We start from the raw sequence: 15,040 nt of genomic DNA on the forward strand, positions 1-15,040 counted from the left end.
AAAACTAAACCTAAGTATCATTTATCATGGACAGCAATCCTCTTATCGAATATATTAGTAAACACATTAGCTTAACCCAAGATGAAATTGATATTATAACTGACTATACAAAATATAGAAAGTACTTAAAAGGGCAGTTTATAGTTCAGCAAGGTGATGTATGTAGAAATGAAAGTTTTGTAGTTAGTGGTTGTGCTAAAACATTCCATATTGATTCTGATGGACAAGAACATATAGTTACTTTTGCTATTGAAAATTGGTGGGCTTCGGATTTTGGTAGCTTTATAACACAATCTCCTGCTAATTTTAATGTTCAATGCATAGAAAATACTGAAGTAATCCAGTTTTCTTATGATAGTTTACAATTGATGTTTGCTAAAGTTCCGAAAATGGAACGTTTTGTAAGGCTTGTTACTCAAAAGGCTTATGTGGCTTCTCAACAAAGGGTTATTAGAAACTTTAGCATGTCTGCAAAGAGCCAATATTTAAAATTTAAAAAGTTATACCCTCAAATAGAACAACGTGTACCTCAATACATGATTGCTTCTTATCTTGGTATTACTAAAGAGTTTTTAAGTAAAATTAAGAGTCAACTTATCTCTGAACAATAAAATATTAATCTAGTTTAACTTCTTTTTATAATCTAGTTTGTCGTACAGGTTTCTCACCTACCTGAACTTTGCTATAAACAAAAAACAATGTTTTATGGCAACATTATTAGAAAAAATAAGCAATTTAAATGATCTTATTCTTGAAGGTAAATCTTTAGAAGCTTTTGAAAAGTATTATCATCAAGATGTGATTATGCAAGAGAACGAGCATACTCCTACTATTGGAAAACCAGCAAATAGAGAGCGGGAAAAAGAATTCATGGCTTCAATTATTGAATTCTGAAATGCTAAACCTTTAAAAGTAACTATAGGAGAGAATATCTCTATGGTTGAATGGCTATTTGACTATACTCATAAAAATTTAGGAAACAAAAATTACACTCAGGTAGCTGTTCAGGAGTGGAAAGATGGACAGATAATCAAGGAAAAGTATTATTACAACAACTAGATATGTTAATCTAGTTTAACTTCTTTTCATAATCTAGTTTGTCGCATAGGTTTTCTATGTACCTGAACTTTGCAATTATACAATAAGTACTTATAAAAATATCATTAAATAATTAAAGAAATGAAAAAATTAAAATTTAAAAGACTATTAGTCATAATCTTATTAACAACATTTAGCTTTAGCTATAGCCAAGGAAAGGCTAAAGTTCAAAAAATATCTAATAACATCTATTCTATTTCAATATTTCATTATAACTCATTAGTTGTAATTGGAGATAAAGGTGTACTTGTGGTTGATCCTGCAAACTCATATAGAGCACAATTAATTCAAAAAGAAATTAATAAGCTTACAACATTACCTGTAACACACGTTGTATTAAGTCATGAACATTATGATCATATTGGAGGAACAGAAGTTTTTCCTAACGCTCAAATTTATGCTCAAAATAATGCTCGATCTATTTTTAAATTAGATGTTAGAGGGATCACTCCTAAAAGAGTAGACAACTGGTTTGAAACTGATGCTACAATTATGATGGGGAAAACTAGAGTTAACCTTCATCATTATGGAGCTGGAGATGGTGTAGCTTCAAGTATTGTTCATTTACCTAAAGAAAATGTAGTTTACTGTGTTGATATGTTTGTTAATGGAGCTATCACGGAAGGCAAATGGCTTGAAGACTCTAACTTGTTAGGTGTACGAAAAATACTGAATAACTTAACTGCTTTAAATCCAAAATATGTTGTTAATGGCCATTCTGACGGACTAGATCCTAAACATTTAATTAAAGCGTCTCAATTTTATAATGACCTTTATGACGCTATAGCTCCTACCATGATTAAGGCTACTAAAAAAGGTTACTTAGAAACTATGGAAGCTATTAAAACATTGCCTAAAACCACTGAATTACGTCAGCATAAGGATTTAAAAAATTACGATTCTCTTCCAACACATGTATACAGAATGGCTATGGCTATTTTTCACGGCGGATAAACAACACCTCATAACACTCAATTTATCAATTTTTTACCACTAAAGTTTTTCTTTAACATATAATATTCTTAAAATATAAAAAATGAAATATAAAAAATTCAATCTTTTAAAAATAGTAACTTGTTTAACTTTACTAATGCTTATTATAATAGCTTGTAATAACGACGATGTTAACATTAACAAACCTACAACAGTAAATTTTAATAGTGCCCCAGATGCTACTATATTATCTACAGGGAATGTTGAGATTATTACTGAAAACACTGTACGTTATCATGTATTAAACTTTAATGCGGGTGGATATACCTCAACTATTGTTGAAACTGAGACTACAGCTACTTTAATTGATGTTGGTTCTCAAGTAAATGAAGGTGCAGAGATGAGAGCCTATGCTAATGCTATTAATAAACCTTTATCGGTTATCATTACTCATGACCATCCAGATCATTATGGTAATATTAGTAACTTTTCAGATGTGCCAGTTTTTGCACATACAGAGGCTGCTGCTGATCTTGCTGCTAATACTGGTTTTACAACAATGTACTCAACTGCTATTAATGTTGTTGATGATTCACAAGTTATTGGTGGATTAGAGTTTAAGTTTGCAAACATTCCTAATGCGGAAACAGCAGAAAATGGGTATATATTTATTCCGAGTCTTGGTGTATTATTCCCTGGTGATTTAATGTATAATGGTAGACATAATTATATTCGTGAATATACTCCTTTAGATAGTGTTGATGAGCTAGATAATTGGATTACTGGCTTAAATCAATTAAAAAACGATTTTGGTAATTACAATCGTGTCTTTGTTGGTCATATAGGTACACATACCGATATCCCTACATTAATTGATGCTAATATTGAATACTTAAGAAACGCTCAAGGTTTGATTAAAGGGACTAAAGAACTAACATCTGGTAGTTTTGCTACTTCTGTTCAAGAGGTTGTTGATGAATTGGCTTTACTTTATCCTAATTTAATATCTGGTGCCTTAACGCTTGCTTTACCTGATGCTTTCTTTCCTGGAGATCCTGGTGCCAATTGGTTTGAGTAAAAACATTATTGTTTTTATCTTACTTAATTTAGATTATAAATAAAATTATTTTACATAAAAAACACCTTTAGTATTAAAATACTAAGGGTGTTTTGTGCTAGAAATGGGTTATTATTTTATTTATTTGTGAATTTAATTTTTGAAATATTGGTATATTCTTTTGCAGAATTACCATATACGCTTTTTACGTACTTTTTTACGTCTTGAGCAATATCATATAGTCCTGTATTGTCTGCATATAATAAATTATTCCGTTCTATTAACTTGGTTTTAAATATTGCTTCTGTTTGGTTTACCGCTTGTGTAGTACTTACCAAATTAACATGGTAGCTTGTTAGGTTTTCTAACTTTAAGGCTTCTGTATTTGGGTGGTAGTTTTCTACTGTTGCCAATACTTGTAGTAGCTTTGAAAAGTTTTCGGCTAACTCTGTATAGGATTGCCTAGAGGTTGAGGTTGTTTTTGTTTCTTCGTCTTCTTTGTTTTCTTCTACTTTTTTAGTTTTGGTACTACTGCCCTGTATTAAGCGTTTTAATGATTTTGCTTGCTCAAATGTTCCTTCGTTTGGATTTAATATATCTAAATGACTGATGATTTGTGCGCTGATTGGCTTTAGGTTTTCATAGGCTTCTTGTCTTTGATGAATGGCAATTTTGTTTGCGTTTCTTTTTTCTTCTAACTCTTTTAATACCGTAAGTCCACTATTATATAGTATGTTTAAATTTTCTAGTTTTAAGCTTTCTATTGGTGGGTTGTACTTAGTGTAGACTGCAATTTGTTCGATCAATTTTTGAAAATTAGCAACATTTTTGGAATGTCCTGTTTCATATTGTTTGCTCATTTTTTGTGTTTTTAAATTTCTAGCATGCTAAATATACTTGTTTTTTATTTGCTTTTACTCTCTAAGCTTTTAATTAACAATTTTTTATATACCTATAATGACTGTTAGCTATTTGCTTTTGGGTTAATGATGGAAAATATTGAATTATGAATTTTTAATTAACAGTATTAGTAGCACATTTTTTAGTTTTCTCTATTCAATTATTTACTCTGTTAAACAGTTAAAAAGCCCAAGCTAATTGCTTGGACTTAAGAATTAATATGTATTAGTAGTAAAACTAAAATCCCCCCAGATTTAGTTTATCAACTCAGAGCAAATATACTTGCTTCTTCTATTTGTATGGGGAAAATTCCTTTAGCGTAACTTTTATAAGAGTAAGCGTATTTATTGGCATCGTTAAAGGGTATAATACCCCGAGGCTTGCCTAGAAATTAAACTTTTTGTCTTATTAAATTTCTAGTGGGCTTGCCCCGAGGTAGTTTACTTTTTGGCTAAAAAAAGAGGTTGCGAAAGCAACCTCCTATCTAATTCAAATAATTACAATCAATTGTTATTCTATAATTAATTTACGTTGTAGTTTTTGTCCTTCAACGGTTAACTCATAAATATACACACCACTTTCTAACTTTTCACCATTGGCTACTCCGTTCCAATTTACTGTGTGCTTTTGTTTTCCTGCTACACGCTCATTTACAAAAGTGTGTAGTTTTTGTCCTAATACATTATATAAACTAAGGTTTACATGTGCATCTTCTGGAATACTATAGTTAATTTGTGTAAACTCACGCATTGGGTTTGGTGCATTTTGTGATAATGACAATTCATTAACTACCTCCTCAGATGTTACCTCTGATTTTAGCTTAAATACATATGGATCGTTTAAGTCTCCCATTGCTTTATTAGCTGTAAAGGCTTCCGTATTCTCTAAATCTACCACTTTTTCTCCATCGTATAACTTAAAGGTTACTTCTTTAGCTTCATTTGCTCCAACTCCTAAATAGTAATGGTACGCATCGTTAATATATTCTGCCTTAGACACTCCACTTAATTTATTGTTTACATAGGCTAAAATGGTATAGGTTTTATCAGACACATTAAAGTCATCTTGCTCTATAACACCATTTACATACATAAAGTTCGCAAAATTATTAGCATTAAATGTTTCTCCTAAATCTTGATAAGCTGGTGCTTCTTCTAATTCACTTGAATCATTATTTACTTGATTTTTATTTGCTGACTTAGCGAATCTTGCTAATGATGGCCTTGCTACAATACCTGAATAATTAATAGCGCCACTATTACTAGCCTTGAAATAATATCCGTATCCAGGTGTTAGGTGTGTTAAACTACCACGCCATCCTTCTGTAGTTGAATATTCAGCAAATAATCCTCTTCTTTCAATTCTATCTCCATCACTTACGTTATTAGCAGTAAATGATCTTAAAGCATATCCTGTGCGTTGTAATTCATTTGGATAATATGGAATTGCATTTCTAAAGTTATTGCCTGTAATAGTAATATTTGTATTCAAGTTTACTGGTACTCCTGTGATTTGAATGTACTTAACTTCTGCAGAAGCTACATTTACTAAGTATGCTTTAGATACATCTAACACTGTTAACTCACCTGAGAAACTTAAATCACTTTCTACAGTAGCCATTTGTGTTGGATTCATAATATCAATAATTTGTGAATTCACTGGTAATCCTTTAATTGCTGATAATGACAAGGTATTTGCTACGTTGTTATCTTTTAAATTAAAGCTTAACTCTTGAAATCCTCTACTTACTGCAATTCTTTGCGTTACCTTTTCTCCAACCGTAAATGTTACAGGACTATTTACTCCTAATGATTGGTTTACTTGGAAGTTATAATTCTCTACAATTCCTTCATATTCTGTACATTCAGATGCATCCCATACTTTAAATGTTAACGCATCACTTTCTGATACATTACCAAACACAGTCATATCTACTAATCCGTTGTTTCTAACGTTTGCATACCCTCTTACTTGATTATTAATGTATACTTTAACAGCATCTTTTACATCTGTAGAAATTTGTGAATTGATTAATAAATTTCCTCTTAAACTCATAGAGAATGGGTGGTTATTTTCAAAACTTCTATCAACTATTGGTTCTGGACAATTAACCGTTACCTCAACCCTAAAGCTTTCAATACCTAATTTATGTCCTGTTACTCTGTTAGAAGTTGAAATATAAATATTAGATGAATATACACCAGGGCTTAAGAAGCTTTGTACTTCAAACTTAAAGTCTCTCTTTGTTTCTCTTGCTCTTATAAACTTCTCATCTCCTTCTTTAATTTCTCCATCGTTATCAGAAACTTTCATCCAGAATGGCAAGTTTTTAAACTCATACCTAACATCTACTCCTCCAGTTTCATTTACCAAATCAATATGTTCAATACTTGTTGCTTCTCCTTGATTTTGTGTAACTGAAATATTGTTTTGACTCCAAGTTAGCTTGCTTCTATCAATTATAAAACTCCAAGATGCTTTATCTACTTTATTTCCTAATGGATCTTGTAGTTTTTTGTCTTTAATAAACACCGTTAATTGTGCTCCTTCTACAAATTCTAAGTCTTGAATTTTCATATTGAAGTTAATAACCGTATTGCCTTCAGACATGGTAGTTTCAAACTGAATGTCTTCAACTGTTCTAGTTTTATCTAAAGGTGCAGCTTCTTCATTAGTTACAAAACTAATTCCTGTAGCAGTAGTTCCCACGGCATTTCCTGTAAAGTCTTGCACCGCCTCATCTGGTTGTCCAGACAAACCTTGCTTCGCTAATTTATTATCATTAAACACAAAATAAGCTTCTAATGCATCTTCATTACCTAATAATTGACTCTTAAAGTTACTAGCTATTTCTGCAGGGGTTCTTGTTGCCTGCCATATTCTAACCTCATCCAATGATCCTACAAAAGAATCTCCTGAAGCCATTGGTGAAATTAACAATGCTTCTTCATTGGCTGCATTGGCTGTATCTGAAATTCTACCCGAACCTACTGGGTTTCCATTGAAGTAGATTACCGCATTTCCGTTTTGCTTCTCATATACCACAGCCACATGTGTCCAAGTAAATGGTTGTAAACCAACATTAGACTGTACATTATCATTAGTTACTACTTTTCCATCTGACTTTAATGAAACATGGTAGTTTCTTCCTTTTTGTAAAATTGGCACTTGTACTCCTGACGGGAATTTTGCTGGATTAACCCACATTTCCACCGTAAATTTATCTTCTAAATTAAATTTGTTATTGTGCGGAATTGTGATCTCATCCGATACATTGTCTAATTTCACAGAAGTTAACGGCTTAGGAATTCCTCCTAAAATACCTCTTAATGCCAGTGAGTTTAAGTTTACTGTTGCCGGATTAATAGGCGCAGAGAATTTAGCTGAAATGGTTCCACTTGTATGTATACCTCCGTTATCTGGAGTAGTTAACACTAATTGAGGTGCATTTCTTGAAATTTTTCCTTTTACAAAAGGTGTTGGATTTTTTCGATTGTTAGGATTGTCTGAACCACCATCACCACATACAGGTACTATTCTAAAACTGTATTCTCCATCAGTTAAACCAGAAACATCTGCACTATACGATACTTGATCTGTATCTGCATCTAAGTTTTCTTTTAATGTTTTTAAGTCTAACTTCTTTAAAATTCTTGGCGTATTATTCCCTTTAATAGTATACTCTAAGTCTACAGAGAAATCATCTGTATCTGGTTTGTCTTTTAACTCAGGTATTCTAAATGTAAAATCTAGTTCTTTTTTATCAGATCCATTTACAATCCAATCGTTTTGAGGTGCATCTGCTTCAATTTCTTCAATACAAGCTCCTGTAAAATGAGCAGTTACTAAGATTTCTGCATATGGTGCTACACCAACTTCAGCATATTCATCTACTCCATACGAACGATAACGATCTCCTGCTTGCTCACACTCTGAATACATTTGAATTTTAATGTTCTCGTATGAAATTTCAGAAGGTGCATCTGTACCTCTTGCAATACGCAGTTGTGCTTTTACTTCTTGTTGTACTCCCGTTGATGAATTAGGGTCTAAGTCAAACACAAACCTAGAGGTAGTAGCTGGCTCAAAAATTGGTGATTCGTTTAAATTTACTACTGCACCTAATGGATTGGATGATCCTGCCATACCTACTATATAGGTTTTTCTAGTTGCATCATTCGCTACTTGTGTGTTACGTAAAGTTAAGTTATACAAGATTGATTCATCTCCTGTACCATACCCTACTACTTTATCTACTATTAATTCAACACCTTCTCTTGGTACTGTACCTGATTCAAACGGACATGAGCTTCTACCTGCGTTTGTTTTAAACATTGGTGTATCATACTCTGGATCTCTTTTTATAGAAATATCAAATTGATCTCCTGCATCATCATCATTCAATGTAAAACTATCTACTCTATTATTACCATGCGTATCCGTATCTGTACTACTATTAAAGTTATGTACCTTTGTTTCATTACTTAAAGAAGCACCAGGGCCTACCGCTGTAAATTCTCCTGAAAAACTTCCACCTACATATGGACCTCCACTAAATTCATTTCCTGCATTATTTGTTTTTTCTCTTGTTAGTGTATAGCTTACTTCTGTTAACGCATCTAATGTAATACGTTGATCTAAACTTGAAGGATCTAATCCTACTCCTGCAGGCCCTTGATTATTATTGGTATTTAAATTTTTAGTAGTATCACTAAAATCTTTACCATTGGTTGCAAAGTTTTTCGTAATCTTATCATGATTCTTTTGGATAATTTCCTTCCAACGCATTATTTGATGTTGGTAGTTTTTAATATCCTTATCCTCTCTATCACTAGGACTTGCTGCTAATAGTTTTTCTAATGTTTGATCTAAATTTAAATGATCTCTACCTTCAGGGGTACTTGTAATACCGTGATTTTGATCGTACTTCTGAATGGCTAAATCATATAAATTACGAATTACATTATCTTGTATACTTTGTTTAGTATATGCAAAAGGAGTAAGTGTAGATGGTTTAGCTACATTACTTAAATTGATAACTCTTGGTGTACAACCCTCTAATTTTAATTCTTGCCCTTTTCCAAATGTAATTACCTGAGACATACCAATAAATACATCTGCATCTTCTCCTACATAAGTAGGATCAGAAGGTGTAGAAATTGATTTTTCTAAAACTACTGTTGTTTCACTACCACTGTGTCTTGCGTATTGAAACTCTCCTCCTATTAAAAATTTATTTTCTGAATTTGCATTGTAAATATAACCTCCTGTAGCTACGATAGCTGCAGCACCAATTCCTGTTGCTGTTCCTGTTATATATGTTTGCTTTAATCTAACTTTAGCACCTATAGAATTATCTATAGCTGTATTTACTCCATTTTCTTTAGATAACGTTTTTGTAAAAGTTGCTCCTTTTTCTAGCGTAGCAAAACTGTTATCTCCTGGAGGATCATGCAATACAAATCCTACCTGCGGCTCAACTAATGTAAAATCAGAGTTTCCTTGACGAGCTCCTAAAATAATAGCTGTTTCAGTAGTTGAAGTTGTTCTTCCATTATGATTTGCAGATATTAAAAAGCTTCTAGTATGATCTCCTAAGAAATTTGGTGAAGAAACTTGTGTGAAAAATTCTTTTACCTCAGATACTACTGATACTGTTAGGTTTTCGCTAGATAAAATAGCATCTCCTCCTAAGGTAACCTCTGCATCTTCAACAATACATTTATTTTCTCCATACCTTTCAAAAACACGAACATTCATTTTAAAACCATCATGTGACTCAAATTTATATTTACCATCACAAGTACTATTTATTGGAGCTCCTACATAATCCTTCATATTATTTCTATCATTTGCTCCTGCCATATCAAACTCAAACAACTCTATTTCTAACTCAATAGGGTTTCTAAATTCAAAATCATACACCACATTAGAACGGCGTAAATCAATAATAGGGCTTTGCAGCGTTCTATTTGAATCTACATTAGTTATCTCTACCCTATACTGTCCTGGTAGTAACCCTTCTACTTTAAAAACCGTAGCGTCATTATTAAAGTTATTGTTATCAATTGTTTTTTCAAACTTTGGAAATTCAATATCTGTACGTACAATTTTACCTGTCCAAGCTCCTACATTATTATTACATGGTACTACTATGTTTCCTACAAAACTAAACCTTGTTATATTTTCGAAGTTTACATTTTGTAAAGGCTCTTCTAATACTACTTCATAACTTTCTCCTTGAGGATTTAACTTTGCTTCACTTGCAATATAAGTATACTCTACTTCTCTTCTATAATTAACTGTTACTGCGTTGTCAAAATTAGCTGCTCCTTCAAATTGCAAATAATTATTGTCTAGCCCGTTTGCTACCCAATCTATTGCTTTTGTTCCTGCTTTCTGATCAAAACGATATGATAAACGTAATGCTGATTCTTCAGGTGTTAAATATTTACCTTCTCTTAATTTAGTAATAGTAGCATCATCAAACGCTGTTGCTCTATACTCTAAGATATCTAAATGTGATTTTGAGAAATTGGTAAATGCATTAGCATTACTTTCTGCTCCTACAATTACATTAGTAGCTATTTCAAGTGTACTTAAAGCTGTGTTCTTTTTTCTATTATGAACGTATAGTGTTAGGGTTCCATTTTCTTTATTAAAACTCACTCCAAAAAACACAAATTGTCCTTGGTTATTGGCTGGTAACAACTCTGATAATCTTTCCTGAGTTCCTGTATACAGTTTTAATGTGTTATTGTTGATTAACTTTAACGACAACGTTCCCCATTGTAAAATAGTTTGTGTAGCTGGTATAACGTCTGTTTCTTTTACTTTTAAAAATGGACGTACAAAACCTGACCATGTAAAACTATTCCCTTCATTATTTATACGTTGTGCTGAGCGGGCATATCCTGTTTTTCCATCAAATTTTAAACTTCCTTCGTTTAATCGCTCCTCATTGGTTAAAGCTGGTCTTCTTTCTGGAGTTATGGTATGCTTTCCTGGCGATGCTTTAATAGCATATGCTCCATTACTATCTGTAGTTACTTCGTCTTTTTCTATACTTTGAACTACAGCACCGTCTAACTTTAGTGATGTTCCTTTTAATACTGGATATAAATTCTCTCCTATTCTATAAGAAATTACTCCTGTAACCGGTAAACTAGAAACATCTGTAAAGTTTACATCTTTTACTTCTGCTCCATTTAACCTTCTTGGTATGTTCGCTAATTTTGTGCTAGGTAAAAACTCAAATCTAGGTTTTGAAGGTTGAATGGTATACTCAAATTTATTATCATTATTAGTAACCCCTTGTATTCCAGTATTTAAAGAATTAAACTCATAATTTCCTGTTTCATTAGTATAAGTTGCATAGGTAATTGATGGTTGTGCATTGGCTGGTAAATGTTCCAATATATCTTCACTTTCTCCTACATAACTTCCTCTTCTAGTTGTTGAGAAATTGTATACTTTATTAGGATCGTTAAAATCAAAACGATAGTAAGCAAATAATCCTTCTACATTTCCTCCAACAATATGGTTTGCATATTCTTGAATTTGTACAGGTGTTTTTGCTGTATTCCAAAATCTAACTTCATCTAAATGATAAGTAGCACTAGTAGTTTCCGCTAAATAAAAAGCATTGGTATTTCTTAAATCTAACGCAAATAAGTTAGCTGTAGTAGCTCCCTGCATTAGTTCTCCGTCTTCAAATAAGCTTGATCCTTCTCTTCCAAAAGTAAAAGCATAGTGATGCCAATTGGTATCATTTACTTTTGTTCCTTCTAAATAAGTTGTTTCATTTAACTTTACGCTAATTTTATTTCCTGCTACTGTTAACTTACTGTTCCCTATTTGTAATACTACATTTTCTCCTGTAGCTACTTGTGGGCTTTTATACCAAAACTCAAAAGTACCTCCACCAGTAGCTTGCCTAAATGCATCTATATTTTTAATAGCAATTGCTTTTTTACCTACATTTACTTTTAAAGCTCCTCCAGGATTTATATTGTTTTTTGCAATAGCTTCTACTTTAGCAAACTTTGTTGGTACACTTGAAGAAGTTTGAACAATTCCTGTTACAACACCATTTGGTAATACAAAACCTATATCACTTCCTGTTTTTCTCTCTATATTACCTTTTCTAGCTGAAACTGTATATTGATACAATTCATTTGGTAATCCTCCTTTATCTATTATAAACAACTCTTCAGATGGATTTTTAGAACGTGCATCAATTCTGTCTCCTAACTGTTGACTGGTTTCTCCAGTTCTTACATTTCTCCTTTTTACTTCATATTCTTCAATACCATCAATATGTTGCCATTTTACTAAAACCCCATTAGTTCCTGATAATAACTGCTCATCTATTCCATCACCATCACTAGCTCTTACAATTACCTTGTCTAAATTTAATATTGGATGTGGAATGTTAGAGGCTATCTCTCCAATTTTATTCGCTTGTAAAGTAGTAGCTACTTCTGCTTCTTTTACTAGGTTATCATTAGGAAAGTATTCGTATAATAAATTTTCCCAAGTAGTACTAATCACCTCTCTTCCTAATAAATAATCTTCACTTTTATAATTGGTATTTGTATAAACAATTTCCAATCCATTACTCTTTAATTCACTTAATGCGCTTTCTGATTCTTTATAGAAAGTACGGAATTGCTGAAGTTGAATTTGATCTTTTGATTTTTTTCTTGACCATGCTCTGTATTCTGCTAAAAATAAATCCGTTTTTTTATCATTAACAAGATAGATATCTTCTACTGATAAACTTAAATTATTAGCATATAAACGTTCTACACCATCAATAAATATTCTTAACTCACGACTCTCTTTATCTAATGCAAGCGCAAAATGATACCATGCATTTTTAAATAATTTATCATTTAAAAGTAGATTGGTTTCTTGTTCATGTGCTCCTACCTTTAAAGATATCTTATCTTCTTGAATTCCTATTGTAAATTCTCTGCCATTTGTTTTTAAATTTGATAGTTTCCAGCTTACTATTTCTCCGGTTTTAGGAGCATCATGTCTTGCCCAAAACTCAATAGTCGCTTTATTTTGTACGCCATTTTGTAATAAGCGATTTAGGTTTGTTTGTGGGTTAAATACCCTGTCGTATTTTCCTTTACCTTGCATATGCAACACTGCCAAATCATGTGACTGCTGTGCTTGTATGTAAGTAAAAGAATTTAATAGTGCTATAATTAAATAGCCCACTATATTACTTTTATTTATAATTCTATTTTTTTTCATTTGTTAAAGCTTTAAAGTACATCTGCTAATTTTTCCATGGTAAACCTGTATTGATTTCCAATGATTGTGCCTCCTCTTCCACTAGAAGTTGGATTCGCTTTTAATGTTTCTACCCCTACCTGATTATTACTTTTATGAACTAATCCTTTACTTAATACGCTAGTAGGTGAAATGGCAATAATATTTTTAGCATTGTTATTATTCAACTTACCCGCAAACTGAAGTTGCCAAGTATAATTCTCTAATACTTCCTTATTTTCTATTAATGCAAAATCAACTTCATCTGTACTTGGCTTATAGCGTAGAAAGTAGTTCTTCTGTTTCGCTGATGCTATTAGTACCTTACCATTGGTTAATCTTTTTAAAATAAAGGCTTGTAAAAAACCACTGTTAACTCCAAAATCTCCTTCAGACTTTTCTATTAAGGTTACTTTATTATTCACTTTATTATGATGCAATACCATTGTTTTTCCTTCCGCTAATTGTAGATTAGAAAACCTAAAGAGCTCTATATCTTGAGCCATAGCGATTCCTGTACCTATTAGAAATAGGTATATTGTAAAAATAAACTTGTTCATAGATTATTACTTTTTAGTAGCTGATATTGCTTTTTTAATAGCTTGTAATTCTTTTAAAAGCGTATTAATTTTTTCTTCCTGCTTAATAGTATGCAGGGTTAACTCCTCTACCTTTTCTACTAAAATGGTATTTATTTGAGCTACATTCATTCCTTTCTCCACTACTTCTGCTTCTGATGGCATGTTAGGTAAATGTTTGTTTTTCTTAATAAAACTAGCAACTTCTTCTAAAGGCATTAAGTTATAGTCTTCTGCAAATACATAATCAGGAAAAGAACCCACATCCAAAGTTACTCCTTTAGCTGTTAAGTGACCTTTTTCTATAAAAGCATATGATTTTTTATCTGCATCAGTATCAAAAATCACTTTTCCATTGTTACTAGGGTGAAAAGTTATATCACTATTTGAAGCTAAGTTTCTAGATACCAAAGCCCCTTCATTTTCTATAAAAACCCCCCTTCTTGTTTGTAAATATTCATTAGTATGAATACTCCCTTCATGAAACGATGCGCCAATAAATCTAGTTTTACCTCCTCTAAATGTCAAAAATTTCTCTCCATCTTTTGTTTCAGTGTTTAATGTTGTCTCTGCAAAGTTTACTATATTAGTATTAACTGTCAATGTCTGTATTTTAGGAGATTTTACCTCTTCTTTAGCAAAGAACTTTGCATTTACATCTAAATTTCCTTGAATTGTACTAATCCCATCTACAAAAAGACCTTGACGTAGTTCAACATTTTGTTGAAATGTGCTCTTTCCTTGTGCTATGATATCTTTCTCAAAAAAAGTTTTCTTATACATTATATTGTTACTTGGATTAAATTCTGCCATCTCTTGCCCTGCTGCATAAAAACTTATCCCCTCTAAACCTCCAGCTTTATCTGTATCTGCTTTAATATGTATAGCCCTTACAGTTTCTATAACATGTTGTGCTTGCATAGCACTTGTTCCTAGAAGCAATGCTCCTGCAATTGTAATTTTTTTAATCATCTTATTTCTCATCTTTTAATGTTTTAATTATTATACTTTTTAATGTTACCCCATAAACAATGACATAGTAATTGCTTATGCAGATACAAAATTCAGATAAGAAAAACTGATATATTTAACAGACATCACTATTTGACTTAGATCAATATTTGACTTAGATCACATTTTGTAATCCTTTTTGTATCTTTTTTCTTGTAGTTTTATTCATCAACTTACT

At 31.9% G+C, this 15,040-nt stretch carries 8 protein-coding genes; 4 read left to right on the top strand and 4 right to left on the bottom strand.

Going from position 1 to position 15,040, the window contains the following annotated elements:
- The first annotated feature begins 26 nt into the window (after positions 1-26).
- The 4 genes from ABNT65_RS07720 (at position 27) to ABNT65_RS07735 (ending at position 3,109) form a co-directional block, all read left to right on the top strand.
- Positions 27-611 carry a Crp/Fnr family transcriptional regulator gene (locus tag ABNT65_RS07720; protein WP_348747597.1) on the top strand — a complete coding sequence of 195 codons (585 nt, stop codon included), beginning with the start codon at positions 27-29 and terminating at the stop codon, positions 609-611.
- Positions 612-705: 94 nt separating this feature from the next.
- Complete coding sequence (locus ABNT65_RS07725; protein WP_348747598.1) at positions 706-894, top strand: hypothetical protein; 189 nt, start codon at positions 706-708, stop codon at positions 892-894.
- A gap of 285 nt (positions 895-1,179) precedes the next feature.
- On the top strand, positions 1,180-2,052 hold the full coding sequence (locus tag ABNT65_RS07730; protein WP_348747599.1) for an MBL fold metallo-hydrolase: 873 nt from the start codon (positions 1,180-1,182) through the stop codon (positions 2,050-2,052).
- A gap of 82 nt (positions 2,053-2,134) precedes the next feature.
- A complete protein-coding gene (locus tag ABNT65_RS07735) occupies positions 2,135-3,109 on the top strand; it encodes an MBL fold metallo-hydrolase (RefSeq protein WP_348704802.1) in 975 nt (324 codons plus the stop codon).
- Positions 3,110-3,225: 116 nt separating this feature from the next.
- Here the strand turns inward: ABNT65_RS07735 and ABNT65_RS07740 are convergent, their stop codons facing one another.
- From ABNT65_RS07740 to ABNT65_RS07755, 4 genes are all read right to left on the bottom strand, one after another.
- The gene (locus ABNT65_RS07740) at positions 3,226-3,948 is read right to left on the bottom strand and encodes a hypothetical protein (RefSeq protein WP_348704801.1); all 723 of its coding nucleotides are present in this window, start codon (positions 3,946-3,948) and stop codon (positions 3,226-3,228) included.
- Positions 3,949-4,498: 550 nt separating this feature from the next.
- Positions 4,499-13,255, bottom strand: coding sequence for a LamG-like jellyroll fold domain-containing protein (locus ABNT65_RS07745; RefSeq protein WP_348747600.1), 8,757 nt, complete (start codon positions 13,253-13,255; stop codon positions 4,499-4,501).
- Positions 13,256-13,266: 11 nt separating this feature from the next.
- On the bottom strand, positions 13,267-13,833 hold the full coding sequence (locus tag ABNT65_RS07750) for a hypothetical protein (RefSeq protein ID WP_348747601.1): 567 nt from the start codon (positions 13,831-13,833) through the stop codon (positions 13,267-13,269).
- A 6-nt stretch (positions 13,834-13,839) separates the two neighbouring features.
- Positions 13,840-14,823 carry a hypothetical protein gene (locus ABNT65_RS07755; RefSeq protein ID WP_348747602.1) on the bottom strand — a complete coding sequence of 328 codons (984 nt, stop codon included), beginning with the start codon at positions 14,821-14,823 and terminating at the stop codon, positions 13,840-13,842.
- Between the last annotated feature and the right edge of the window lie 217 nt (positions 14,824-15,040).

This window comes from Tenacibaculum sp. 190524A02b (assembly GCF_964036645.1).
GTDB classification, from domain to species: Bacteria; Bacteroidota; Bacteroidia; order Flavobacteriales; family Flavobacteriaceae; genus Polaribacter; species Polaribacter vairaonense.